We start from the raw sequence: 23,917 nt of genomic DNA on the forward strand, positions 1-23,917 counted from the left end.
ACTTTCAACGCTCCTTCAGTGCGACGGAGGAATTGTAGATGTTCATCACCGCGGAGATCAGCAGCGAGACGACAAGATAGAAGAGCATCAGGAGCAGGATCGATTCGATCGCCCGTCCGGTCTGGTTGAGAGTGATGCCGCCCAGCGTCGCGGTGATGTCGGCATAGCCCACGGCGATGGCCAGAGAGCTGTTCTTGGTGATGTTGAGATATTGCGAGATCAGCGGCGGGATGATGACGCGCAGCGCCTGCGGCAGGATGACGAGATTCATGATGCGGTTCGGCCGGAAGCCGAGAGAGGCCGCGGCCTCCGTCTGCCCGCGCGAGACCGACAGGATACCCGCGCGGACGTTCTCCGCGATGAAGGCGCCGGTATAGACCGACAGGGCGAGCCAGAGCGCGATCAACGGACGCTGCAATTCGATCCCGCCCTGAATGTTGAAGCGGTTTGCCAGCACGTCCGGCATGTCGACGCCGATGGGACGGCCGAGGAGAAGGAAGACGATCACCGGCGGGAGCAGGAGGATCAGGAAGATGGGCCAATTCGGAAGGAGCCGGCCGGAGGCATAGAGGGTCTTGCGAACATGCCGTCGCCACAGGATCGCACCGACGATCCCCGTCACGAGGGCCAGGACCACCCAGAGCGATCCGGGACCGAAGACCGGAGCCGGCGCGGTGATCCCCCGGTTCGTGAAGGCGAATAGACCGAGGAAGAGGCCCCGCTCCGGATCCTCGCCGAGATAGACGCGCGGGCTCGGGCCCTGCTGCACGATCGTCCCGATCATCAGGATCCAGATGAGGACGGGGACGTTGCGGAAGGCCTCCACGTAGACGCTCATCAATTTCCGGACGAGCCAGTTCTTGGAAAGTCGCAGAACCCCGGCGAAGACCCCGATGATCGTCGCCGTGATGCAGGCCATGAAGGCCACGAGGAGCGTGTTCAGAAGCCCGACGATCGCCGCGCGCAGATGCGTCGAACGGCTGCTGTAGGGAATGAGGGCCTGGTTGATGTCGTAATTCGCGGGCTCGCCCAGGAAATCGAAGCTGATGTTCAGTCCGGCGAGCGCGAGGTTGTTGACGAGGTTCATCCCGAGGAACGCCATGAAGACGATGATCAGGACGAGGGCCACGAACTGGAACGTCAATCCGCGGTACCGCGTATCGTTGATCAGCATGGCCGGGTGGAACGTGGTTCGCGGTGGTTCCGAAATGGTACTCATGTCGAATTACTCGTCAGGGATTCCCATCGCATGTCACGATCGTCCCAATGCGCGGAATGACCGATCGGCAACCTTGTGGGGGAAGGGCGCATGTCGTCCGCGCCCTCCCCCGGATTTTCAGCGGAAGGGCGGCGTGTAAAGAAGGCCGCCATCGGTCCACAGCGCGTTGAGGCCGCGGGCAAGACCGATCGGCGTGTTCTCCCCGATATTGCGCTCGAAGAGTTCGCCGTAATTGCCGCCAGCCGAGATCGCCTGGACCGCCCAATCGTTGCTGAGCCCGATCATCTCGCCAAGATTGCCTTCGGTGCCGAGGAGACGGTTGACCTCCGGGTTGTCACCCGCGGAGGAGGCCATGTCGGCGACGTTGGTGCTGTTGATGCCGAGCTCTTCCGCCGCGATGAGCGCGTTGAGCGTCCAGCGCACGATGTCGCCCCACTGGCTCGCATCGCTGTCGCCTTCGGTGACCAATGGCCCGAGCGGCTCCTTCGAGATGATTTCGGGCAGGATCACGTGATCGCCCGGATTCTCGAACGCGGCCCGTGTCGCGGCGAGGCCGCTCGCATCGGTCGTGTAGGCATCGCAGGCGCCGGCGAGGTATTGCTGCTGGCCTTCCGCGTTGGTCTCGACCGGTACGGGCTCGTAGCTGATGTTGTTCGCGCGGAAGAAGTCCGCGAGGTTCAATTCCGTCGTCGTACCGGTCTGCACGCACACCGTGGCGCCGTCGAGATCGAGGGCGGATGTGACACCGAGATTGGTCGGCACCATGAAGCCCTGACCATCGTAGTAGTTGATCCCGGTGAATTCGAAGCCGAGGTCGGTATCACGGCTGAACGTCCAGGTCGTGTTCCGAGCGAGCAGGTCGATCTCGCCGGAGGCGAGTGACGTGAAACGCGTCTTGCCGGTGGTCGGAACGAATTCGACCGCGTTCGGATCGCCAAGGACGGCCGCCGCGACGGCGCGGCAGAGCGCGACATCGAATCCCTGCCAGTTTCCGTTCGCATCGGGTGCAGAGAAACCGACGAGTCCGGTGGACACGCCGCAGTTCAACGTTCCGCGCGACTGCACATCCGAAAGCGAGGCCGCGCTGGCCATGCCGGCCGCAAGGCCGCCCGCCGTCAGAGCGCCAATCAGTACGGTCTTTTTCATGTATACCTCTTATATGTTTCCCGCCCGAACATGAGCGGTCTACGAAACGGCCCGGTCGGATCGCAGTCTATGACGTTCTGTCAGAGGGATCCCCATATCCCGGATGGCCACAAGTTTCAGGGCATCCATCAAGTTACGTCAAGCCGTCGATCCGAATAAGTGATGAATTAGGAGGCACAATCGCCGTGACGGCGCGTCACAGGGGGCAATCGACGGACTACGCGTCCCTCCGACGGGCGAGATCGACGAACTCCGCGGCATCCATGAAGGCGCGCGCTTTCAATGCCGCATTCTCGTCCGCTTCCTCGTCATGGCCCCATTCGTCCGCCTGCCATTCCTCGTCGAGCCGCGACAGCGACCAAGCGGTCTCGGGATCGATCCGACGCTCGAGCGTCGCGAGAGCAAGTACGAGCGACCCCGAAAGAGCGACCAGATCGTGAAATCCGGCCAGCTCGAATTCCGTCATGTCCTCCATCGGCAAGGCGAGCCGCTCGACCGCGCCCTCGGGCTGGGCAATCGGCATCACGCCGGATGTCACGGCGAGCCGCACCCTGAACGTGGCTTCCGCCCAGTCGAGCAGCGGATCCCAGGCGGCGTTCTGTCGCTCTACGAGGGCTGCCGGGACATCCGCGCGATAGCAGAGCAGGTCGGTCCCGCCGTACTCCGCAAGCATGCCGATGACCGCGGGACGTTTAGGCGCGACCTTGTCGATCGCGGAATTCGCCATCCTGGTGAACGGCATGGTCTGAGGATCGATGTCACCGTCCTGCGCATCCCATTCGGACGCCAGGGCGAGGGCGAGCGCCTCGGTGGGCACCGCAAGCATGGCTCCCGCCGGCGTGCGGACCGGGCGGCCGTCGAGCCGGACCGCGAAGCCGCTTTCCGCGTCCGCGATACTGGCCTCGCTCCAGAACCGCTTCATCGCCCATTCAGCCATCCCCGGCCTCCCGTCGCGCCGTGGTCATTCCGGTTCCTCGAACGGATCGTCGGGAATGTCGGCAGCCCGCCATTCCAGTTGCTCCCAGGTCCGCGCCATGTGCGGCGGCAGCGGCGCCGTCAAACGCATGTCGGCCCCGGTCACAGGGTGACGGAAGCTTAGCGAACGGGCGTGAAGGTGGAGCTTGCGACTGATCTCGCCCCCGAGCTGCGCGCCCCAGCCATCACCGAGGTTCTCCTGCCCAGACCCGCCATACTTGCCGTCGCCGATCACCGGGTGGCCCATCTCGGCCATATGTGCGCGAAGCTGGTGCGTGCGGCCGGTCACAGGCTCCATCGCGACCCATGCGAGCCGACCACCAAGCGCCGAGAGCACGACGTAGTCGCTTTGCGCGCGTTTTGCACCCGGCGTGTCCGCGACCGTTGCCGGGTGGAGGCAGAGCATTTTCTCTCCCTCCCCCTTCGCACCACGGCCCGGCGCCTTCACAAGCCCGTACTTGATCGACCCCTTGCGCGGATGCGGCACGCCCGCGACCGCGGCCCAGTAGATTTTCCGCGTGGACTTGTGGCGCAGCGTCTCCGTCAGACCCTTCGCCGCCTGCCGCGTACGCGCGAGAAGCAAGATGCCCGACGTATCCTTATCGAGCCGGTGGACTAGGCGGGGCCGGTCCTCGAGACCGAAACGCAAAGCCTCGCTCAGGTTGTCGACATGGCGCGTCTGGCCGCTCCCCCCCTGGCTCGGCAGGCCCGGCGGCTTGTTGAGCGCGATCACATGGTCGTCGCGAAAGAGGACCGCCGCACGCATCATCTGGGCATCTTCGTCGCTCACGCGATCTCGGTCCCGGGGCGCGGGCGCCGCGTTGTCGGGCAGCGGGGGAATCCGGATCTCCTGGCCCGCCGCGATCCGGCTCGCGGCCTTCACCCGCCCGCCATCGACGCGGATTTCTCCCTTGCGGCAAAGCTTCTCGATTCGGCCCTGGGGGACATGAGGAAAATGCTTCCGGAACCAGCGATCGAGCCGTTGGTCCCCGTCATCTGTCGATACGACGAGCGTCTGCACCCGGCTCATGCGAAGACACCCCGCGCCACGAAGAGGCCGAGCCAGAGGGCCCCGATCGAGACCGCCACGGATCCTGCGACGTAGAGAAGTGCCAGACCGGTCTCTCCCCTCTCGATCAGCGTCAGCGTGTCGAGCGAGAAGGCCGAGAAGGTCGTGAACCCCCCGAGGATCCCCGTCATGACGAAGGGCGCGAGGGAGGTCGCGGAGCGCTCCGCCGCGTAGACGGCGAAAGCTCCCATGACGAAGGAGCCCAGGACGTTCACGAAAAGCGTGCCGAAGGGGAAACCGGGCCCCGCGAAACGCATGATCGCATGCCCGGAAAGATATCGCGCCGAAGCGCCCAATGCGCCGCCGAGCGCCACTTGGAGGAGGGTCGAGACCATGCGCGGTGCTTCTCCCGCGCGGGCCGCGATGTCAATCGCCGGCGCGCTTGGCGCGCTGCCGCACGAACCAGTCGAGGCGCTTCTTCAGGTCCCGCTCAAAGCCGCGATCCTCGGGAAGGTAGAAGACGCCCCGCTTCATGCCGTCGGGGAAATAGTTCTGCCCCGAGAACGCATCCTCCGCGTCATGGTCGTAGGCATAGCCCGCGCCGTAGCCATGTTCCTTCATCAGCTTGGTGGGCGCGTTCAGGATGTGCTTGGGCGGCGGCTCCGATCCAGTCTTCTTCGCCGTAGCGCGCGCCGCTTTGTAGGCCTTGTAGCTCGCGTTCGATTTCGGCGCGAGCGCTAGATAGATCACCGCCTCCCCGAGCGCGAGTTCGCCTTCGGGGGAACCCAGTCGCTCGAAGGTCGACCATGCGTCGAGGCAGAGCCGCTGCGCCTGCGGATCGGCAAGACCGATATCCTCGATCGCCATCCGGGTGATCCGCCGCGCGAGATAGCGGGGATCCTCGCCGCCCTCTAGCATCCGTGCGAGCCAGTAGAGCGCCGCATCCGGGTCGCTGCCGCGCACCGCCTTGTGCAGCGCGGAGATTAAGTTGTAATGCGCGTCGCCCGACTTGTCGTATTGCGCGGCGCGTCGCATAAGCCGCTCCGTCAGCGCTGCCTTGTCGAGCGGCCCCGAGACTTTCCAAGCCATGAGCTGCTCGACGAGGTTGAGGAGCGCGCGGCCGTCACCATCGGCCATTTCGAGCAGGGCGGCACGCGCGTCGGGGTCGAGCGGCAGCGGCGCGCCAATCTCCGCCTCCGCCCGGGCAGCGAGGCCCTCGAGATCATCCGTGTCGAGCCGCCGGAGGACGAGGACCTGCGCGCGGGAAAGCAGCGCCGCGTTGAGCTCGAAACTCGGATTCTCCGTTGTCGCGCCGACGAGGACGATGGTGCCGTCCTCCATATGCGGCAGGAAAGCGTCCTGCTGTGCCTTGTTGAAACGATGGACCTCGTCGACGAAAAGGAGCGTGCCCTGCCCGCTGATCCGGCGATGGCGCGCGCCCTCGAACACCTTCTTCAGTTCGGCGACGCCGGTGAAGATCGCGCTGATCTGGACGAAATGCGCGGCGGTTTCGTTGGCGAGAAGCCGGGCGATGGTGGTCTTGCCAACGCCCGGCGGCCCCCAGAAGATCAACGATGGCAGCTTGCCCGCGGAGAGCATCGTGCCCAGAGGGCCGGTCCGGCCCAGAAGCTCGGACTGCCCGATCACGTCGGAAAGCCTCCGGGGGCGGAGCCGGTCCGCCAAGGGACCGGCAGGCGCCTCGTTCCCGGGCGTTCCATCCATTCCGTCGAAAAGATCTGCCATTCTGGTCTCGCGGGATAGTGGAACGATCGGGAGATATGGAAGGACCGGGATGCGCCGGCCGCGTTCCCTCCGATCCGGTCACGCCCGTCCGTAGGCGAGGTCCATAGATACCACGTTGTTGAGCGTTCCGTCGATCATGACCGCCGGCCCGATCGGCGTCATGATGACGCCTTGCCGACGAATGAGACGCGGCAACGCGACGGAGAGAAGAGCCACGCAGCGCGTCGCCCCGAGGTCCCGCGCGGCCTTGCGGAGTTCGAGGACGAGGCGGATGTAGACGCCCTTGCGTTCGGAGGCCGGGATCTTGTCGTGTACGAAGAGCCGCGAGCTTTCCCACTCGGTCTCGTGTACCGGCGCTTCCTCCCAAAGGAGGTTCTGCGGGATCGTGTCGAGCAACCCTCTCTGCGCATCGCGGATCATGTAGGTGTAGATTCCGCACTTCGCCGTGGTGGGTGTCAGACGCGTGCCGGCGAGCACATCGCCGTTCTCGTCATGCACCACGACCCACCGACTCGCCGGGGTGTCGTACTGGTCGTATTCCATGCCCATCGAGATGGGCAGATCCCATTTTCGGCGCTCTATGAACGAGCGCTTCCGCGCTCGTAGCATATTCGCGAACAATTCTCCGTGCTGGTGAAGATTTGCAAACGAGAGGGTAGTGGTTTCCATGATGCTCTCCTCTGGGGTTAGTGAGATCGCTTTTAGATCAGCAATCTCAGACGACAGAGGCTGAAAACGTCACATCAGTCGATAATCTTTCGCGCGTTGTATCGCTTCGGCGGTCGTCCGGGCCATCAGACGCTCCCGAACGGAATTCAATCTGGCCTTGAATGCGCTCTCGGAGATGCCGAGTTTTGCCGCCGCCGCGGCATACCGATCTCCCGCCGCGATGCATCGAAGCGCCTCGCGTTGAGCCTTGGTGAGTTCCGTCGGCGGTTCCGTCATCTCGTGGATCACGTCGACATGAGGCTCTGCCGCCAAAATCTCCTCGTCGGTGAACTCGCGGTCATCGCGAGCGATGCTGGCGATCGTGCGAGAGCTCACCTCTCCCTTGGCAAAGGTTACGCCGTACTTGAGACCGTACTGCGCAGCCTCCTGGAAAATGCCGAAGGGATCCTGAAAACCGGAATCGCTCCATCGGATATACCCGGTCGTGCTGAAGCCCCAGGCGACGGTCGGATCGCGAAGCGCGTAGCCGTTCCTCGTGTAATGATCGATCCAGTCCTGGTTGAACGTATGGACGGACATGACCGGTGAGGTGTAGCGGATGTGGAGCGCGGCGACGTATCCACATGGCGAGATATCATCGAGTTTCTTCAGATGTCGGTCGAAGATATGCTTCTCGAACATTCGCGCTCCTAGTCTTCAGCCAGGCCGCCGAAGATTGACCTGCACGGTCATTCTTATCACTGACGAACGGCTGCCGGGGCCAATATTACCGCCCCCGGAATACCGCACTCACAGTCTCGGATCGACCACTTGGCGGAGGACTTCGAGGCACCCGGCCGGTGAAGACCGGGGGCGTATTTCATTCGGCGTCTTCCGCCTCGAGGCGGGCTCGGTCGGCAGCGCCCTTCGCATCCCGATCACGGTCGACGAACTCGATGATCGCCATCGGAGCCATGTCGCCATAGCGGAAGCCGGCCTTCAGAACCCGGACATATCCACCCTGCCTGTCGGCGTAGCGGGGGCCGAGGATGTCGAAGAGCTTCGCGACATGCATGTCTTGCTTGAGCCGGCTCGCAGCCTGACGGCGGGCATGAATGTCACCGCGCTTACCCAGGGTCACGAGCTTCTCGATCACCCGGCGAAGCTCTTTAGCCTTCGGCAGGGTCGTCTTGATCTGTTCGTGTTCGATCAGCGATCCCGCCATGTTGGCGAAGAGTGCCTTGCGGTGTTCGTGAGTTCTGTTGAGGCGACGATAGCCGCTAGCATGACGCATTGTCTTATCTCCAGTCTTTTACTTTGTCCGACCGCCGATTCGTTATGGCGGCACTCCTTGGGGCTCATGGCCCATCGTGTAGTTCATGAGTCGTGCTCGATCATTACCCGAGCACGACTTGATAATATCTCTCGATCGGCGCGTACCGGAACGACGCTTCCGACAACCCGGTCGAGACCGCCGGCATCCAACGCATGACGCCGGATGCCACGCAGTCGCTCAGAAGGAATCCTCGAATTTCTTCGCGAGATCCTCGATGTTCTCCGGCGGCCATTCCTCGACATCCATCCCGAGGTGAAGACCCATGCCAGACAGGACCTCCTTGATCTCGTTGAGCGACTTCCGACCGAAATTCGGGGTCCGAAGCATCTCGGCTTCGGTCTTCTGGATCAGATCACCGATGTAGACGATGTTGTCGTTTTTGAGGCAATTTGCCGACCGCACCGAGAGTTCGAGTTCGTCGACCTTCTTGAGGAGGAGCGGGTTGAACTCGAGCCCGTCGTCGTCGTCCTGGCGGGTCGCCGATTCCGGTTCGTCGAAATTGACGAAGATCGACAACTGGTCCTGAATGATCCGCGCCGCATAGGCGACTGCGTCATCGGGACTGACCGAGCCATCCGTCTCGAGCTTCAGGGTCAGCTTGTCATAGTCGAGCACCTGACCTTCACGGGTCGGCTGCACGTCATAGCTGACCTTGCGGACCGGCGAGTAGATCGCGTCGATCGGCATCAAGCCGATCGGGGCGTCTTCGGGACGGTTCTTCTCGGCGGAGACATACCCTTTGCCGGTATTGACCGTGAGTTCCATGAACAAATCCGCACCCTCGTCGAGGTGGCAGATCACATGGTCCTTGTTCAGGATCTCGATGCCATTCGAGACGGTAATGTCGCCGGCCGTCACGACCATGGGACCACGCGCCTGAATAGAGACGCGCTTCGGCCCCTCGACCTCCATCTTGATCGCCACGCCCTTGAGGTTCAGCACGACATCGGTCACGTCCTCGCGGACACCGGCGATCGAGCTGAACTCGTGCAGGACGTTGTCGATCTGGACCGAGGTGATGGCCGCGCCCTGCAGCGACGACATCAGCACACGGCGCAGCGCGTTGCCGAGCGTCAGGCCGAAGCCCCGCTCGAGCGGTTCCGCTACGACCGTCGCCTGCCGCATCCGGTTGTTGCCCGGCTTGACCTGCAATTGCTGCGGCTTGATCAGTTCCTGCCAATTCTTGTGAAGCATGTATGTCTCCTCAATTCCTGCCGGGCGCTCATGCAGGCGACCGGCTCCCCGAGGTTTTCTTAAAATGGCCGAGACGAGCCACGCGCCAGCGCAGCTCGTGGCCGGGCAGGATCCGGATCAGACGCGGCGGCGCTTCGGCGGGCGGCACCCGTTATGGGCCATCGGCGTCACGTCGCGGATCGACGTGATGTTGAAGCCCGCGGCGGCCAACGCGCGAAGAGCCGATTCACGGCCGGAGCCGGGTCCCTGCACTTCGACCTCAAGCGTGCGGACGCCATGCTCCTGAGCCTTGCGGCCAGCATCCTCGGCGGCCATCTGCGCGGCGTAGGGTGTCGATTTCCGCGATCCCTTGAAGCCCATCGTGCCGGCGGAAGACCAGGAAATGGCGTTCCCCTGCACGTCGGAGATCAGGATCTTGGTATTGTTGAAGGACGAGTTCACATGAGCAACGCCGGCGGCGATGTTCTTGGAGACCTTCTTCTTGACGCGACGATCGCGAGCCATGACTGGACCTCCTTATTTCTTCTTGCCGGCAATGGCCTTCGCGGGACCCTTGCGTGTACGTGCGTTGGTATGAGTGCGCTGGCCGCGGACCGGCAGATTGCGGCGATGCCGCAGGCCGCGGTAGCAGCCGAGATCCATCAGGCGCTTGATGTTCATCTGCGTCTCGCGGCGCAGGTCGCCCTCGACCGAATGGTTCTCGTCGATGTACTCGCGGATCTTCACGACGTCGGTGTCGGAAAGCTCGTTCACGCGGCGGGTCTGATCGATGCCCACGGCCTCGCAGATCGAACGCGCGGCGCTGGGGCCGATGCCGGTGATGTAGGTAAGGGCCACGGGGACCCGTTTTGCGGTGGGGATGTTGACCCCTGCGATACGTGCCAAGGCGTGTCGTTCCTTTCGTTGCGGGCCCGTACTTCCAGGCCCTTTTTTCACAACGGAAGCCCGAGGCGCGAGCCACGGGCTGCTGCTGAATTCGGATAAGCGGGGCGCGACCCCGCAAAGCATTAAGAACCCCTTCCGGGATGGCGCGCTTTAGTCAAGATTCGAAGGAGCGTCAAGGGATGGGTCGATCATTTCCCACGACGACGAAGGATCAGCACGGCAACGACGATGACGCCACCGATACCGAAACCGATGAGCCCAATGACCAGAGAGAAGGACGCCACCGGATCCATATCGCCCCCGCTGAAGGTGCCGTTCGGAATGGATGAGGCGCGATCGTCGGCCCGATCCTACCCGCCGTTCAGAACCTTCCCGATCTCCTCACCCACGGTGTCGATCTCCGCCAATCCGTCGACGCAGCGCAGACGCCCCTTCGCGTAATAATATCCAAGAAGCGGTGACGTCTTCTTGTAATATTCGAGGAGGCGCTGCTTGAGACTCTCTGCATTGTCGTCGGCACGACGGCTGAACTCAGTTCCACCGCATTCGGCGCACTTGCCATCCTCGGGGATCGGCTTCGTCACGTCGTTGTAGACCGCGCCGCAATTGGCGCAGGTCGCGCGGGCGGAGATGCGCTTTACCAACGCGTCATCCTCGACCTTCATCTCGATCACCGCATCGAGGGTCTCCCCGTGACGTTCGAGCAATTCCCCGAGCGCATCGGCCTGACCCAGGGTGCGCGGAAAACCGTCGAAGATCAGCCCGCCTTTGCGGTCGGTCTCGAGACGCTCTTCGATCAACCCAATCACGATGTCATCGGTCACGAGTTCGCCGCGATCCATGACCTCCGCGACGCGATGCCCCATCTCAGTGTCCGCTTCACGCGCTTGCCGCAGCATGTCGCCGGTCGAAAGCTGGATCATGTCGCGTGCCTCGACGAGCCGGCGGGCCTGTGTGCCCTTGCCCGCTCCGGGCGGTCCCAGAAGTATGATGTTCAACGCCGCGCCCTCCCCCTGGCCGTACCTGCTTTGCTTCCCTTGCCGCCGCGCTTCTTGCCGCGCAACTGCGATTTCTCGATCAGCCCCTCGTATTGATGGGCGAGCATGTGGCTCTGGACCTGCTGGATCGTATCCATCGTCACCGAGACCACGATCAGAACGGACGTCCCGCCGAAATAGAAGGGCACGGCGAACTGCGCGCGCACGATCTCGGGCAGAAGACAGACAGCCGCGAGATATGCGGAACCGAGCACCAGAATGCGTGCAACGACATAATCGAGGTACTCCTCGGTTCGTTTGCCGGGCCGTACGCCGGGGATGAAGCCGGACTGGTTCTTGAGGTTCTCCGCCACATCTTCCGATTTGAACGCGACGTTGGCGGTGTAGAAGTACGTGAAGAAGACGATCATGCCGCCGAAGAACAGCAGATAGAGCGGCTGCCCCGGCCCGAAATAGGCCAGGATCGTCGACATGACGGGGCCCGACTGTCCTCCCGAAAAGGTCGCGAGCGTCGTCGGCAACAGAAGGAGCGAGGAGGCGAAAATCGCGGGGATGACGCCCGCGGGGTTCACCTTGATGGGCAGGTGCGAGGACCCGCCGTCATAGACCTTCATGCCGACCTGGCGGCGCGGATACTGGATATGGATCTTACGCAACGACCGCTCCATGAACACCACAAAGGCGATCACGGCGATGACCATCAGGATGATGCCGATGATGACGGCAGGGCTGGTCGCGCCCGAACGGCCCGAGGCAAAGAACTGCGCGAGCGCCGCCGGGACTTCGGCGATGATGCCCACAAAGATGATGAGCGAGATGCCGTTGCCGATGCCGCGCTGGGTGATCTGCTCGCCGAGCCACATGAGGAACATCGTGCCGCCGACGAGCGTGATGACGCAGGCGGTACGGAAGAACCAGCCCGGATCGGTGACGAGCCCACCCGCCTCGAGGCTGACCGCCAAGCCGTAGGCCTGAAACGTCGCGAGGAACACGGTCCCATAACGGGTATACTGATTGATCTTTTTCCGGCCCTGCTCGCCTTCCTTCTTCAGCTGCTCGAGCTGCGGAACCATCGCAGTCATGAGCTGCACGATGATGGAGGCCGAGATATAGGGCATGATGCCGAGTGCGAAGATCCCCATTCGGGAGATCGCGCCGCCGGTGAACATGTTCAGGATGCCGCCGATCCCCGTCGCCGCCTGGTCCATGAAGGCGCGCAGCTCCGCGCCGTCGATCCCGGGAACCGGGATGTAGGTGCCAAGGCGGTAGACGCAGAGCAGCGCGAGGGTGAAGAGGATGCGCGAACGAAGCTCTGTGGCCTTGCCGAAGGCCCCCCAGCTCATGTTCGCGGCCATCTGTTCGGCGGCTGATGCCATGTGAGGTCTCTCTTAATGAGGGACGCCGCGCGAACCGGTATCCGGGGCTCGCGCGGCGTCAGGAAAACCTGTGGGTGGGTGTAGACGGCGGTTGCGCCGCCCGCAACCTCCCCTCTGGGGCCGGTCAGGCCCGGCGCCTACTCGGCCGCTTGCGCCTGCTTCGTAACCGTAAGCGTTCCACCCGCCTTCTCAACGGCTTCGATCGCCGCTTTGGAGGCCCCGGTCACACTGATCGTGACCTTGGAGGTGATTTCGCCCTTCGAAAGCACGCGGATGCCGTCGCGCTTACGACGGATCAGACCCGAATCGACGAGTTCGGTCTCGGTGATCTCTTCGCCGAGCTTGCCGGCGTCGATGAACTTCTGGATCAGGCCCAGGTTGACGACGGCGTAATCCTTGCGGCTGATATTGTTGAAGCCGCGCTTGGGCAGGCGCTGGTAGAGCGGCATCTGACCGCCCTCGTAGCCCTTGATCGCCACACCCGACCGCGATTTCTGGCCCTTGATGCCGCGACCGGCGGTCTTGCCTTTACCCGATCCCGGGCCACGGCCAACGCGCATCCGCTTCTTTGCGGCGCCTTCGTTGTCTCTCAGTTCGTTCAGTTTCATCTTCGCTCTCCATCTTGCCGGACACACCCCACGAGCGAAACGGGGCGGACACGGCGTGTTCGTCCGATATTTCGGACAATCAGTTATTCAGTAAGGCGGGCCGCAACCATCTTGCGGCCCCAAGTCTTGAAAGGCTTGCTCAGCCCTTTTCCTCGACGATCCGCACCAGATGCGGGATTGCGTTCACCATGCCACGAATGGAGGGCGTGTCCTCCAGTTCGCGCGTACGATGCATCTTGTTCAGGCCCAAACCCTTCAGCGTCTCACGCTGAACCTTCGGACGTCGGATGGGGGAACCCACCTGCTTGACGACGATCGTTGCCATGGATCAGGCCTCCTCGGCGACTTGGTCGGACGAATGGGTTGCGTCATCCCGCTTCGGAAGGATGTCGGCGACCTTCTTGCCGCGGCGTTGCGCGACTGAGCGCGGGCTCGCCTCGCCTTGCAGCCCGGCAAGCGTCGCGCGGATCATGTTGTAGGGGTTCTGCGAACCAATCGATTTCGCGACCACATCCTGCACGCCCAGCATCTCGAAAACGGCGCGCATCGGACCACCTGCGATGATGCCGGTACCTTGCGGCGCGGTCCGCATGAACACCTTGCCCGCACCATGCCGGCCATGTGTATCGTGATGAAGCGTGCGCCCATCGCGAAGCGGCACGCGGATCATGTTGCGCTTGGCAGCCTCGCCGGCCTTCCGGATCGCCTCGGGGACTTCCTTGGCCTTGCCCTTGCCGAAGCCCACGCGGCCGCGCTGGTCACCCACGATCACGAGTGCCGCGAAGCCGAAGCGCTTGCCGCCCTTGACGGTCTTCGAAACACGGTTGATCGCAACCAGGCGATCGGCGAATTCGGGCGTCTCGTCCCGCTGATTACGGCGTCCGCCGCGATTATCGTCTCTTGCCATCCCTGGCTCCTTCTGCGCGCCCCGATCGAGGGCCGTCTCACCGATCCTTGGTGCCGCCTCACGCAGCCCGGATCATCGAGGCGCCCCTTGATCGGGGCGCCTTCCAAAGTTCAGAGCCGAAGCCCTGCTTCGCGCGCCGCGTCGGCGAGCGCTTTCACCTTGCCGTGGTAGAGAAAGCCGCCGCGGTCGAAATACGCTTCTTCCACGCCCGCCTTCTTCGCCCGTTCGGCGATCATCTGGCCGACCTTGGCGGCGGCCTCGACGTTGTTCTTGCCGACGATCCCCAGATCCTTCTCCAGCGAGGAGGCGGAGGCGAGCGTGATGCCCTTGACATCGTCGATCAGCTGCACGCTGATATTTTTGCTCGACCGGTGGACGGAGAGCCGCACGCGGCCCGCATTCACCTTGCGGAGCTTGTTCCGGACGCGCAGGCGGCGCTTCAGGAACAGATCCCGTTTACTGTTAGCCATGACCTATGCGTCCTTATTTCTTCTTGCCTTCCTTGCGGAAGATGAACTCGCCCTTGTAGCGGATGCCCTTGCCCTTGTAGGGCTCCGGCCGCCGCCAGTCGCGAATGTTGGAAGCCACCTGCCCGACGACCTGCTCGTCGATACCCTCGACGGTGATCTCGGTCTGCTTGGGCGCCGTGACCGTGACGCCAGCCGGCACCGCGAAGTCCACATCGTGGCTGAGCCCTAGGTTCAGCTTCAGGACGTCGCCCTGCATCTGCGCGCGGTAGCCCACACCCTGGATTTCCAGGTTCTTGCGGAAGCCGGTGGTCACCCCCTGCACGAGGTTCGCGACCATCGTGCGGGACATGCCCCATTGCTGGCGGGCGCGCTTGGACTTGCCGCGAGGCGTGATACGGATCGCATTGTCTTCCTGCGCGATCGTGACGTCGTCCGTGGCGGTGAAGCTGCGGGTACCCTTCGGCCCCTTCACCTCGATCGTCTGGCCGGAGATCGTGGCCTCGACGCCGGAGGGCAGCTCGACGGGACGTTTTCCGATACGAGACATTGGATACCCTCCTCTAGAATACGGTGCAGAGCACTTCGCCGCCGACGTTGGCGGTACGCGCGGACGCGTCCGACATCACGCCGCGGGGCGTCGAGACGATGGAGACGCCGAGGCCCTGACGGACCGACGGCAAATCCCGAACGCTCATGTAGACGCGACGGCCCGGCGTCGAGACGCGCTTCAGCTCGCGAATGACCGGCGTGCCCTCGTAGTACTTCAGGCTGATCTCGATGGCGGGATGGCCATCCTTGCCGGTCGTGTTCTCGTAGCCACGGATGTAGCCCTCGTCCGCAAGCACGTCGAGAACCCAGGCACGAAGCTTGGAGGCCGGCGTGATGACGGTGGACTTGCCTCGCATCTGCGCGTTGCGGATACGGGTCAGCATATCGCCGAGAGGATCGTTCATTATCTAACCCTCCTTACCAGCTCGACTTGACGAGACCGGGGATCTGCCCATCGGAACCGAGGTCCCGAAGCGCGATCCGGCTCATCTTCAGCTTGCGGTAATAGCCATGCGGACGCCCGGTCAGCTGGCAGCGATTGTGCAGCCGCGTCTCCGAGGAATTCCGCGGTAGCTTGGCGAGTTTCAGCTGCGCCTTGAACCGCTCTTCCATGGGCTTCGATTCGTCACGGGCGATGCCCTTCAGTTCGGCACGCTTGGCCGCGTACTGGTCGACGAGTTTCTGGCGCTTCTTCTCGCGCTCGATCATTGCTTTCTTAGCCATGAGTTCTATCCCCTCAGCTGTTGAACGGCATGTTGAAATGCTTCAACAGCGCTTTGGCTTGGGCGTCGTCAGACGCCGTTGTGCAGATCACGATATCCATGCCCCAGACCTCGTCGACCTTGTCGAAGTTGATCTCGGGGAACACGATATGCTCGCGGATGCCCATGGCGTAATTGCCGCGCCCATCGAACGACTTGCCGTTGATGCCGCGGAAGTCGCGGACGCGGGGCAGCGCGATGGTGATCAGCCGGTCGAGGAATTCGTACATCCGGTCGCCGCGGAGCGTGACCTTGGCGCCGAGCGGCATGTCCTCGCGGACACGGAAGCCGGCGATCGACTTCTTGGCCTTCGTGACAACGGCCTTCTGACCGGCGATCGCGGTCAGATCTTCCTGTGCCGATTTCGCCTTCTTGGAATCGCGCACGGCTTCCGAACCAGCCCCGATGTTCAGCACGACCTTGTCGAGCCGCGGGATCATCATGTCGTTCTTGTAGCCGAACTCTTCCTTCATCGCGGCACGGATCGTGTCGCGGTAAAGGATCTCGAGGCGTGGCGTGTAGTTCGTCGTGTCGAGCATCAGATCACGTCTCCCGTGGTCTTGGCGAAGCGGACCTTCTTGCCGTCCACCTCGCGGAAGCCGACGCGGGTTGGCTTGCCGTTCGCATCGACGATGGCGAGGTTCGACAGGTGAATCGGCATCGGCTGGGGCAGACGACCGCCCTGGCTCGTCTGGCTCTGCTTGGCGTGACGGATGGCGATGTTCAGCCCCTCGACAACGGCCTTGCCGCGCGACGGGAGAACCTGCTGGATCTCGCCCTGCTTGCCCTTGTCCTTGCCGGAGAGCACGACGACCTTGTCGCCCTTCTTGAGTTTCGCGGCCATCAGAGCACCTCCGGAGCCAGCGAGATGATCTTCATGAAGCTCTTCGCGCGGAGTTCCCGCACGACCGGGCCAAAGATCCGCGTGCCAACCGGCTCGTTGTTGTTGTTGAGGATGACGGCGGCGTTCCGGTCAAACCGAATCGCGGTGCCGTCCTCGCGCCGCACTTCCTTGGCGGTGCGCACGACGACGGCCTTGCGGACGTCGCCCTTCTTCACACGGCCGCGCGGGATCGCTTCCTTGACCGACACCATAATGATGTCGCCCACGGAGGCGTATTTCCGCTTCGAACCGCCGAGAACCTTGATGCACTGAACCCGGCGAGCACCGGAATTGTCAGCGACATCCAGATTGGTCTGCATCTGGATCATTGGTTGTCTCCCGACCTTTGGGGGGCCTCACGCCGTATCCCCAGGGTTTCGATATGCCCCCTCCGCATCGTGCGGAGGGGTCGTACTAGGGACGGCTCAGTGGCGCGCCGCCTCGTGCTCTTGGTGGCGCTGCTCGTCCTCGACTTGCTGAAGCTTCGCGTGCTCCTCACGGGAGCGGCGATCCTCTTCGATCATCTCGGGCGTCATGACTTCCCAGCGCTTCGTCTTGGACCGCGGGGCGCATTCCTGGATGCGCACGACGTCGCCGATATTGATGGTATTGGTCTCGTCGTGGGCGCGATACTTCTTCGACTTCCGGATCGTCTTCTTGAGAACCGGATGCGTGAAGCGACGCTCGACGGAGACGGTGACCGTTTGCGCGTTCTGGTTGCCGGTGACGGTGCCTTGGAGAATGCGTTTGGGCATGGATCAGGCCTCCGTGCTGTCGGTCTTAGCGGCATCGGCCGCCTTCTGGTTCAGGATGGTCTTCACCCGGGCCACGTCGCGACGCACGGAGCGCATCCGCGCCGTGTTCTCGAGCTGGCTAGTGGCCTGCTGGAAGCGGAGGTTGAAAGCCTCCTTCTTCAACTGGACGAGCTGATCACGCAGCTGATCCGGTGTCTTGTCTCGCAATTCGCTGGCGTGCATCGCACACCTCCTTTGTCAACATCACCGGAAGGCCCCGAAACGGGTCACCCTGATTCCCGGTGGAGATGGATGAGCGCGCGGTATATGGGCCTAGACCTCCGATGGCAACCCGGTTTCGGGTCGATCACCGGCCAATTCGGGGCAACGCTCTTTGATTTCCCAAAAGTCGCGTGTGATCTGCCCCGGAGGTCAGGCTACACGCGGGCCATATGACCCCGCGTCCCAACCACCTCTAGCCGTACGAAAAAGCAAAGGGCCCCCGGATTGCGTTCCGGGGGCCCTGTTCGTCATACGGCGGTGGGATCGAGCTACCAATCCTCGCGGACGACCGTGCGGGTCTTGATCGGAAGCTTCATCGCGGCAAGGCGAAGGGCCTCACGGGCGATAGGCTCTGCCACACCATCGAGTTCGAACATCACGCGCCCGGGCTTGACCTTCGCGGCCCAGAAATCGACCGAGCCCTTGCCCTTGCCCATCCGGACCTCGGTGGGCTTCGACGTGACCGGCGTATCGGGGAAGATCCGGATCCATACGCGGCCCTGACGCTTCATGTGACGCGTCATCGCCCGACGAGCGGCCTCGATCTGGCGCGCGGTGATCCGTTCAGGCTCGACCGCCTTCAGGCCGAACGTGCCGAAGTTCAGGTCGGACCCACCCTTCGCCTCGCCGTGGATCCGGCCCTTGTGCATCTTGCGGAACTTGGTGCGCTTTGGTTGCAGCATCTTTCAGGACCTCCTTAGCGGCGGCCGGCGCCGCGAGGCGTCGGACCATCCTGCAATTCCTGCGCCCGCCGATCGCGCGCACCCGGATCGTGCTCCAGGATCTCGCCTTTGAAGATCCAGACCTGGATGCCGATGATCCCGTAGGCGGTCTTGGCCTCCACACGGGCAAAGTCGATATCGGCCCGGAGCGTGTGCAGCGGCACGCGCCCCTCCCGATACCATTCCGTCCGTGCGATCTCGGCGCCGCCGAGACGACCCGCGAGGTTCACCCGGATACCGAGCGCGCCCATGCGCATCGCGTTCTGCACCGACCGCTTCATGGCACGGCGGAACGACACACGACGCTCGAGCTGTTGCGCGATGCTTTCGCCGACCAGTGCGGCGTCGAGTTCCGGCTTGCGAACTTCCACGACGTTGAGGTGCAACTCGCTGTCGGTCATCGACGAGAGCTTGCGGCGCAGCGTTTCGATATCCGCGCCCTTCTTGCCGATGATGACGCCCGGCCGGGCCGTGTGGATCGTCACCCGGCACTTCTTGTGCGGACGCTCGATGATCACGCGGGAAATGCCGGCCTGCTTGCACTCTTCCTTGATGAACTCGCGGATCCGGACGTCCTCCAGCAGGAGATCGCCGTATTCCTTCGTGTCGGCATACCAGCGGCTGTCCCAGGTCCGGTTGACCTGGAGGCGCATTCCGACGGGATTGACCTTGTTACCCATTAGGCTTGCTCCTCGACCTGGCGGACCTTGATGGTGAGTTCCGAAAACGGCTTGACGATCCGGCCGAAGCGACCGCGCGCCCGCGGGCGTCCACGCTTCATCACCATGTTCTTGCCCACATACGCTTCCGCGACGACGAGTTCGTCCACGTCGAGATTGTGGTTGTTCTCGGCGTTGGCGATCGCCGATTGCAGGCACTTTCGGACATCGTCCGAGATCCGCTTCTTCGAGAAGGTGAGATCGGCAAGCGCCTTCTCCACCTTCTTGCCGCGGATGAGGCCGGCGACGAGATTGAGCTTCTGCGGGCTCGTGCGCAGCATGCGAAGCTTGGCCATCGCCTCGTTTTCGGCAACGCGACGGGGGTTCTTTTCCTTGCTCATTTGCGCTTCGCCTTCTTGTCGGCGGCGTGACCGTAATAGGTCCGCGTCGGCGAGTACTCACCGAATTTCTGGCCGATCATCTCCTCGCTGACATTCACCGGGATATGTTTCTTGCCATTGTAGACGCCGAAGGTGAGGCCCACGAACTGGGGCAGGATGGTCGAACGGCGCGACCAGATCTTGATGACCTCGTTGCGACCGCTCTCACGGGACTTTTCGGCCTTCTTGAGGACGTAGGCGTCGACAAAAGGGCCTTTCCAGACGGAACGCGCCATGGGTCAGCGTCCTTTCTTGCGGGCGTGGCGCGAGCGCACGATGAGCTTCTGCGACGCCTTGTTCGTGTTACGGGTGCGGGCGCCTTTGGTGGGCTTTCCCCAGGGCGTGACCGGGTGGCGTCCACCAGAGGTACGGCCCTCGCCGCCGCCATGCGGGTGATCGACCGGGTTCATCACGACGCCTCGGACCGACGGCCGCTTGCCGTAATGCCGATTGCGTCCCGCCTTGCCCAGGTTCTGGTTCGAGTTGTCCGGGTTCGAAACCGCACCGACGGTCGCCATGCATTCCTGCCGGACGAGACGAAGCTCACCGGAGGAGAGGCGGATCTGCGCGTAGCCGCCATCGCGACCCACGAACTGGGCATACGTGCCCGCCGCCCGCGCGATCTGGCCGCCCTTGCCGGGCTTCAACTCGATGTTGTGGATGATCGTGCCGATCGGCATGCCGGAGAACGGCATCGCGTTGCCGGGCTTCACATCGACCCGCTGACCGGAGACGATCTTGTCGCCGATCGCCATGCGCTGGGGCGCGAGGATGTAGCGTTGCTCGCCGTCCGTATACTGGATGAGCGCGATGAACGCGGTGCGGTTCGGGTCGTATTCGATCCGCGCCACGACCGCTTCCATATCGTGCTTTGTACGGCGGAAATCTACGATCCGGTAAAGACGCTTCGCCCCGCCACCGCGGCGGCGCATCGTGATTCGTCCGGCGTTGTTCCGGCCACCATGCTTGGTCAAACCCTCGGTGAGGGACTTGACCGGACGGCCTTTCCACAGCTCCGAACGGTCGATCAGCACCAGCCCGCGCTGGCCCGGCGTCGTCGGCTTGTACGACTTGAGTGCCATGCTTTCTGTCTTCCGTTAGCTATAGCGGATCCCCATGGATCCGATGTTAAAGGGCCCCGGAGGTCCCCGTGTCGCGGGTCTTTCGACCCAATCTCTTAAGGTGATCGGCGCTCCGCCTCCACCATTGTCTCCCCGATCGGGGAGACGGGCTTCTTTCACCGGATAGGCCCAGGGTCAAGCCCCGGGTATCCCGGACGGACTCAGAGGCCCGTCGAGACGTCGATCGTGTTGCCTTCCTCAAGCATCACGTAGGCCTTCTTGACGTCACGCCGGCGACCCGGCCGGCCGCGGAACCGCTTGGCCTTGCCCTTCGTGATCGACGTGTTGACCGCCTTCACCTTGACATTGAAGAGATCCTCCACGGCCGCTTTGATCTGCGGCTTGGCCGCATCCATCGCCACTTCGAAAACCACGGCGCCGTGCTCTGACGCCATCGTCGCCTTCTCCGTGATGATCGGCTTACGGATCACGTCGTAATTCTCGATCTTGCTCATTTCAGTCGTGCCTCCAGGGCTTCGAGACCGGCTTTCGTGATGACCAGCGTATCGCGCTTGAGGATGTCGTAGACATTCGCGCCCATCGAAGGCAGCACGTCGATCCCGTCGATATTGGCCGCGGCGCGCGCGAAGTTCGCATTCACCTCGGTGCCATCGATGACCAGCGCCCGCTTCCAGCCCAGGTCCTTGAGATGCTTCGCGAGGGTCTTCGTCTTCGCCTCAGCGAGTTCCGCGGCCTCAAGCACGATGAGATTGCCCGTCGCCGCCTTGGAACTCAGCGCATGCTTCAGACCGAGCTTGCGGAACTTCTTCGTCAGATCATGGCCGTGGCTGCGCGGAACGGGGCCCTTGTAGATCCCACCCTTGCGGAAGATCGGCGCGTTCCGGTCACCGTGGCGTGCACCACCGGTTCCCTTCTGGCGATAGATCTTTTTCGTCGAGTAGGAGGTTTCCGACCGGGTCTTCACCTTATGGGTGCCCTGCTGCGCATTGTTGCGCTGCCAGCGCACCACGCGATGCAGGATATCGGCACGCGGCTCGAGCCCGAAGATCGCCTCGTCGAGGTCGACCTGTCCGCTGGTGCCGCCGTCGAGCTTCAGGACGTCAGCTTGCATTGTCGTCTCCCTCCGGCTTGGCGTCCGAGTTGTCGTCATCCGACTTCTCCGACGCGATCTCCGCCTCGGCTTCCTTCAGCGCCTCGGCTTCCTGGGCTGCCTGCTCGGCGGCCAGGCGTTCGGCCTCAGCGGCCTCGGCGGCAGCGGCTTCCTCGGCGGCCTGCGCCGCCGCCCGCTCGGCTTCCTCGGCCGCCGACCTGAGCGCGGCCGGGTAGATCACACCGTCCGGGACCGGCTTCTTGACCGCATCCTTGATCGTGACCCATCCGCCCTTGGAGCCCGGAACTGCGCCCTTGACGAGGATCAGGCCGCGCGTCGCGTCGGTCTGCACGACCTGCAGGTTCTGCGTGGTCACGCGGGCGGCACCCATGTGGCCGGCCATCTTCTTGCCTTTGAAGACCTTGCCGGGGTCCTGACACTGACCCGTGGAGCCGTGCGAGCGATGCGAGATCGAGACGCCGTGGGACGCGCGCAGGCCGCCGAAATTGTGCCGCTTCATGGCACCGGCGAAGCCCTTGCCGATCGAGGTGCCGCTCACGTCGACATACTGACCCGCGAAGTAGTGGTTCGCGGTAATCTCCTCACCCACCTCGATGAGGTTTTCGGGGGCGACGCGGAACTCCGCGATCTTGCGCTTCGGCTCAACCTTAGCGATGGCGAAATGACCGCGCATCGCCTTGGAGACGCGCTTTGCCTTCGCCGTGCCCGCGCCGAGTTGCACCGCGGCATAACCGTGGGCATCGGGCGTGCGCTGCGCGACGACTTGAAGCTTGTCGAGTTGCAGGACGGTGACGGGGATCTGCCGTCCGTCCTCCTGGAAGATGCGGGTCATGCCCACTTTCTTCGCGATGACGCCAGAGCGTAGCATGAATCAGCCTCCCATCACCTTGATGTCGACGGCGACGCCCGCGGCGAGGTCGAGCTTCATCAGCGCGTCCACGGTCTGCGGGGTCGGATCGACGATGTCGAGCATCCGCTTGTGGGTGCGGATTTCGAACTGGTCGCGGGACTTCTTGTCCACGTGGGGCCCACGCAGGACGGTGAACTTCTCGATCTTGTTGGGCATCGGAATCGGCCCGCGCACGGAGGCGCCGGTGCGCTTCGCGGTCGAGACGATCTCCTTGGTCGACGTGTCGAGCACGCGATAGTCGAACGCCTTAAGGCGAATACGAATATTCTGGCTGGCTGCCATTTTTCTCTTTCCCTTGCGGGTTCCAGTCGAGAGGTGGAAAGGGGATCGCCCCCACCCCACATCGGACCTTTTTTATCTTTCGTGAGCCCCGGGCCGGACCCGGGGCCTTGCGGGGTGGGTCAGATCACTCGAGGATCTTCGACACCACGCCCGCGCCCACGGTGCGGCCGCCCTCGCGGATGGCGAAGCGCAGCTTCTCCTCCATTGCGATCGGTGCGATCAGCTCGACCCCGAACGACACGTTGTCGCCCGGCATCACCATCTCGGTGCCCTCGGCAAGCTGCACCGTCCCGGTCACGTCCGTCGTGCGGAAGTAGAATTGCGGACGGTAGTTCGCGAAGAACGGCGTGTGACGACCACCCTCTTCCTTCGTCAGGATGTAGGCCTCCGCCTCGAACTTCGTGTGCGGCTTCACCGAGCCGGGCTTGCAGAGCACTTGGCCCCGCTGCACGCCGTCGCGGTCGATACCACGCAGGAGCGCGCCGATGTTGTCGCCCGCCTCGCCGCGATCGAGCAGCTTGCGGAACATCTCGACGCCCGTGCAGGTCGTCTTGCGCGTGTCGCGGATGCCCACGATCTCGATCTCGTCGCCGACGTTGATCACGCCGCGCTCCACGCGCCCCGTCACCACCGTGCCGCGGCCGGAGATCGAGAACACGTCCTCGACCGGCATCAGGAACGGCTGATCCACCGCCCGCTCCGGCGTCGGGATCCACTCGTCCACCGCCGCCATCAGCTTGCGGATGCTCTCCTCACCGATCTCCGGGTTCTCCCCGTTCATCGCGGCGAGCGCCGAACCCGGGATCACCGGGATGTCATCGCCGGGATATTCGTAGGAGGTGAGAAGCTCGCGGATCTCCATCTCGACGAGCTCCAGAAGCTCCTCGTCGTCGACCTGGTCGACCTTGTTCATGTAGACGACCATCGTCGGGATACCGACCTGGCGGCCCAGGAGGATGTGCTCGCGCGTCTGCGGCATCGGGCCGTC

Annotated in this window: 36 protein-coding genes; all 36 read right to left on the reverse strand. The window is 63.4% G+C overall.

Annotation, left to right across the window (positions count from 1 at the left end):
- Window positions 1-4: 4 nt before the first annotated feature.
- The gene (locus LX81_RS18105; RefSeq protein ID WP_111538708.1) at window positions 5-1,219 is read right to left on the reverse strand and encodes an amino acid ABC transporter permease; all 1,215 of its coding nucleotides are present in this window, start codon (window positions 1,217-1,219) and stop codon (window positions 5-7) included.
- Window positions 1,220-1,336: 117 nt separating this feature from the next.
- Complete coding sequence (locus LX81_RS18110) at window positions 1,337-2,365, reverse strand: amino acid ABC transporter substrate-binding protein (protein ID WP_111538709.1); 1,029 nt, start codon at window positions 2,363-2,365, stop codon at window positions 1,337-1,339.
- A gap of 217 nt (window positions 2,366-2,582) precedes the next feature.
- The gene (locus LX81_RS18115) at window positions 2,583-3,302 is read right to left on the reverse strand and encodes an ATP12 family chaperone protein (protein ID WP_111538710.1); all 720 of its coding nucleotides are present in this window, start codon (window positions 3,300-3,302) and stop codon (window positions 2,583-2,585) included.
- Window positions 3,303-3,326: 24 nt separating this feature from the next.
- Complete coding sequence (locus LX81_RS18120) at window positions 3,327-4,370, reverse strand: RluA family pseudouridine synthase (protein WP_111538711.1); 1,044 nt, start codon at window positions 4,368-4,370, stop codon at window positions 3,327-3,329.
- Window positions 4,367-4,744: a fluoride efflux transporter CrcB gene (crcB, locus tag LX81_RS18125; protein WP_111538712.1), complete on the reverse strand. Its 378-nt coding sequence runs from the start codon at window positions 4,742-4,744 to the stop codon at window positions 4,367-4,369. Before crcB ends, LX81_RS18120 begins: the two co-directional genes overlap by 4 nt.
- A gap of 31 nt (window positions 4,745-4,775) precedes the next feature.
- Complete coding sequence (locus tag LX81_RS18130; RefSeq protein ID WP_111538713.1) at window positions 4,776-6,092, reverse strand: replication-associated recombination protein A; 1,317 nt, start codon at window positions 6,090-6,092, stop codon at window positions 4,776-4,778.
- A 78-nt stretch (window positions 6,093-6,170) separates the two neighbouring features.
- Window positions 6,171-6,761: an acyl-homoserine-lactone synthase gene (locus tag LX81_RS18135; RefSeq protein ID WP_111538714.1), complete on the reverse strand. Its 591-nt coding sequence runs from the start codon at window positions 6,759-6,761 to the stop codon at window positions 6,171-6,173.
- A 69-nt stretch (window positions 6,762-6,830) separates the two neighbouring features.
- Window positions 6,831-7,442: a helix-turn-helix transcriptional regulator gene (locus LX81_RS18140; protein ID WP_111538715.1), complete on the reverse strand. Its 612-nt coding sequence runs from the start codon at window positions 7,440-7,442 to the stop codon at window positions 6,831-6,833.
- A 178-nt stretch (window positions 7,443-7,620) separates the two neighbouring features.
- Window positions 7,621-8,034, reverse strand: coding sequence for a 50S ribosomal protein L17 (gene rplQ, locus LX81_RS18145; RefSeq protein ID WP_111538716.1), 414 nt, complete (start codon window positions 8,032-8,034; stop codon window positions 7,621-7,623).
- Window positions 8,035-8,253: 219 nt separating this feature from the next.
- Entirely contained in the window at window positions 8,254-9,270 is a 1,017-nt protein-coding gene (locus LX81_RS18150; RefSeq protein ID WP_111538717.1) for a DNA-directed RNA polymerase subunit alpha, read from the reverse strand.
- A gap of 117 nt (window positions 9,271-9,387) precedes the next feature.
- Entirely contained in the window at window positions 9,388-9,774 is a 387-nt protein-coding gene (gene rpsK, locus LX81_RS18155) for a 30S ribosomal protein S11 (protein WP_073128416.1), read from the reverse strand.
- A gap of 12 nt (window positions 9,775-9,786) precedes the next feature.
- Entirely contained in the window at window positions 9,787-10,155 is a 369-nt protein-coding gene (gene rpsM, locus LX81_RS18160; protein WP_111538718.1) for a 30S ribosomal protein S13, read from the reverse strand.
- Window positions 10,156-10,505: 350 nt separating this feature from the next.
- Complete coding sequence (locus LX81_RS18165; protein WP_111538719.1) at window positions 10,506-11,153, reverse strand: adenylate kinase; 648 nt, start codon at window positions 11,151-11,153, stop codon at window positions 10,506-10,508.
- On the reverse strand, window positions 11,150-12,529 hold the full coding sequence (gene secY, locus LX81_RS18170; protein ID WP_111538720.1) for a preprotein translocase subunit SecY: 1,380 nt from the start codon (window positions 12,527-12,529) through the stop codon (window positions 11,150-11,152). Before secY ends, LX81_RS18165 begins: the two co-directional genes overlap by 4 nt.
- Before the next feature lie 137 nt (window positions 12,530-12,666).
- Window positions 12,667-13,137 (reverse strand): 50S ribosomal protein L15, encoded by a 471-nt coding sequence (gene rplO / locus LX81_RS18175; RefSeq protein WP_111538721.1) that lies wholly within the window; start codon window positions 13,135-13,137, stop codon window positions 12,667-12,669.
- Between the two features lie 139 nt (window positions 13,138-13,276).
- Entirely contained in the window at window positions 13,277-13,462 is a 186-nt protein-coding gene (gene rpmD, locus LX81_RS18180; RefSeq protein ID WP_111538722.1) for a 50S ribosomal protein L30, read from the reverse strand.
- 3 nt (window positions 13,463-13,465) lie between these two features.
- A complete protein-coding gene (gene rpsE / locus LX81_RS18185; protein WP_111538723.1) occupies window positions 13,466-14,044 on the reverse strand; it encodes a 30S ribosomal protein S5 in 579 nt (192 codons plus the stop codon).
- 110 nt (window positions 14,045-14,154) lie between these two features.
- A complete protein-coding gene (gene rplR, locus LX81_RS18190) occupies window positions 14,155-14,514 on the reverse strand; it encodes a 50S ribosomal protein L18 (RefSeq protein ID WP_111538724.1) in 360 nt (119 codons plus the stop codon).
- A 13-nt stretch (window positions 14,515-14,527) separates the two neighbouring features.
- Complete coding sequence (gene rplF, locus LX81_RS18195; RefSeq protein WP_111538725.1) at window positions 14,528-15,061, reverse strand: 50S ribosomal protein L6; 534 nt, start codon at window positions 15,059-15,061, stop codon at window positions 14,528-14,530.
- Window positions 15,062-15,074: 13 nt separating this feature from the next.
- On the reverse strand, window positions 15,075-15,467 hold the full coding sequence (gene rpsH / locus LX81_RS18200; RefSeq protein ID WP_111538726.1) for a 30S ribosomal protein S8: 393 nt from the start codon (window positions 15,465-15,467) through the stop codon (window positions 15,075-15,077).
- Window positions 15,468-15,480: 13 nt separating this feature from the next.
- Window positions 15,481-15,786 carry a 30S ribosomal protein S14 gene (gene rpsN, locus LX81_RS18205; protein ID WP_111538727.1) on the reverse strand — a complete coding sequence of 102 codons (306 nt, stop codon included), beginning with the start codon at window positions 15,784-15,786 and terminating at the stop codon, window positions 15,481-15,483.
- A gap of 13 nt (window positions 15,787-15,799) precedes the next feature.
- Complete coding sequence (gene rplE, locus LX81_RS18210) at window positions 15,800-16,363, reverse strand: 50S ribosomal protein L5 (protein ID WP_111538728.1); 564 nt, start codon at window positions 16,361-16,363, stop codon at window positions 15,800-15,802.
- Window positions 16,363-16,668, reverse strand: coding sequence for a 50S ribosomal protein L24 (gene rplX, locus LX81_RS18215; RefSeq protein WP_111538729.1), 306 nt, complete (start codon window positions 16,666-16,668; stop codon window positions 16,363-16,365). Before rplX ends, rplE begins: the two co-directional genes overlap by 1 nt.
- On the reverse strand, window positions 16,668-17,036 hold the full coding sequence (rplN, locus tag LX81_RS18220) for a 50S ribosomal protein L14 (protein WP_111538730.1): 369 nt from the start codon (window positions 17,034-17,036) through the stop codon (window positions 16,668-16,670). Before rplN ends, rplX begins: the two co-directional genes overlap by 1 nt.
- A gap of 96 nt (window positions 17,037-17,132) precedes the next feature.
- Window positions 17,133-17,462: a 30S ribosomal protein S17 gene (gene rpsQ, locus LX81_RS18225; protein ID WP_111538731.1), complete on the reverse strand. Its 330-nt coding sequence runs from the start codon at window positions 17,460-17,462 to the stop codon at window positions 17,133-17,135.
- Window positions 17,463-17,465: 3 nt separating this feature from the next.
- Window positions 17,466-17,684 carry a 50S ribosomal protein L29 gene (gene rpmC / locus LX81_RS18230; RefSeq protein ID WP_111538732.1) on the reverse strand — a complete coding sequence of 73 codons (219 nt, stop codon included), beginning with the start codon at window positions 17,682-17,684 and terminating at the stop codon, window positions 17,466-17,468.
- A gap of 308 nt (window positions 17,685-17,992) precedes the next feature.
- Window positions 17,993-18,406 (reverse strand): 50S ribosomal protein L16, encoded by a 414-nt coding sequence (gene rplP, locus LX81_RS18235; protein WP_111538733.1) that lies wholly within the window; start codon window positions 18,404-18,406, stop codon window positions 17,993-17,995.
- A 14-nt stretch (window positions 18,407-18,420) separates the two neighbouring features.
- A complete protein-coding gene (gene rpsC, locus LX81_RS18240; RefSeq protein ID WP_111538734.1) occupies window positions 18,421-19,125 on the reverse strand; it encodes a 30S ribosomal protein S3 in 705 nt (234 codons plus the stop codon).
- A complete protein-coding gene (gene rplV / locus LX81_RS18245) occupies window positions 19,125-19,505 on the reverse strand; it encodes a 50S ribosomal protein L22 (protein WP_111538735.1) in 381 nt (126 codons plus the stop codon). The genes rpsC and rplV overlap by 1 nt, the downstream gene beginning before the upstream one ends.
- Window positions 19,502-19,780: a 30S ribosomal protein S19 gene (gene rpsS, locus LX81_RS18250; RefSeq protein ID WP_111538736.1), complete on the reverse strand. Its 279-nt coding sequence runs from the start codon at window positions 19,778-19,780 to the stop codon at window positions 19,502-19,504. Before rpsS ends, rplV begins: the two co-directional genes overlap by 4 nt.
- 3 nt (window positions 19,781-19,783) lie before the next feature.
- Window positions 19,784-20,626 carry a 50S ribosomal protein L2 gene (gene rplB / locus LX81_RS18255; protein WP_111538737.1) on the reverse strand — a complete coding sequence of 281 codons (843 nt, stop codon included), beginning with the start codon at window positions 20,624-20,626 and terminating at the stop codon, window positions 19,784-19,786.
- 200 nt (window positions 20,627-20,826) lie between these two features.
- Window positions 20,827-21,120 carry a 50S ribosomal protein L23 gene (locus tag LX81_RS18260; protein ID WP_111538738.1) on the reverse strand — a complete coding sequence of 98 codons (294 nt, stop codon included), beginning with the start codon at window positions 21,118-21,120 and terminating at the stop codon, window positions 20,827-20,829.
- Entirely contained in the window at window positions 21,117-21,737 is a 621-nt protein-coding gene (gene rplD / locus LX81_RS18265) for a 50S ribosomal protein L4 (RefSeq protein WP_111538739.1), read from the reverse strand. The genes LX81_RS18260 and rplD overlap by 4 nt, the downstream gene beginning before the upstream one ends.
- Window positions 21,727-22,605 carry a 50S ribosomal protein L3 gene (gene rplC, locus LX81_RS18270; RefSeq protein WP_111538740.1) on the reverse strand — a complete coding sequence of 293 codons (879 nt, stop codon included), beginning with the start codon at window positions 22,603-22,605 and terminating at the stop codon, window positions 21,727-21,729. The genes rplD and rplC overlap by 11 nt, the downstream gene beginning before the upstream one ends.
- Before the next feature lie 3 nt (window positions 22,606-22,608).
- Window positions 22,609-22,929: a 30S ribosomal protein S10 gene (gene rpsJ / locus LX81_RS18275; protein WP_111538741.1), complete on the reverse strand. Its 321-nt coding sequence runs from the start codon at window positions 22,927-22,929 to the stop codon at window positions 22,609-22,611.
- Between the two features lie 124 nt (window positions 22,930-23,053).
- On the reverse strand, window positions 23,054-23,917 hold an 864-nt coding region (locus tag LX81_RS18280), incomplete at its 5' end, for an elongation factor Tu (protein WP_111538744.1).

Source organism: Palleronia aestuarii (assembly GCF_003253995.1).
GTDB classification, from domain to species: Bacteria; Pseudomonadota; Alphaproteobacteria; order Rhodobacterales; family Rhodobacteraceae; genus Palleronia; species Palleronia aestuarii.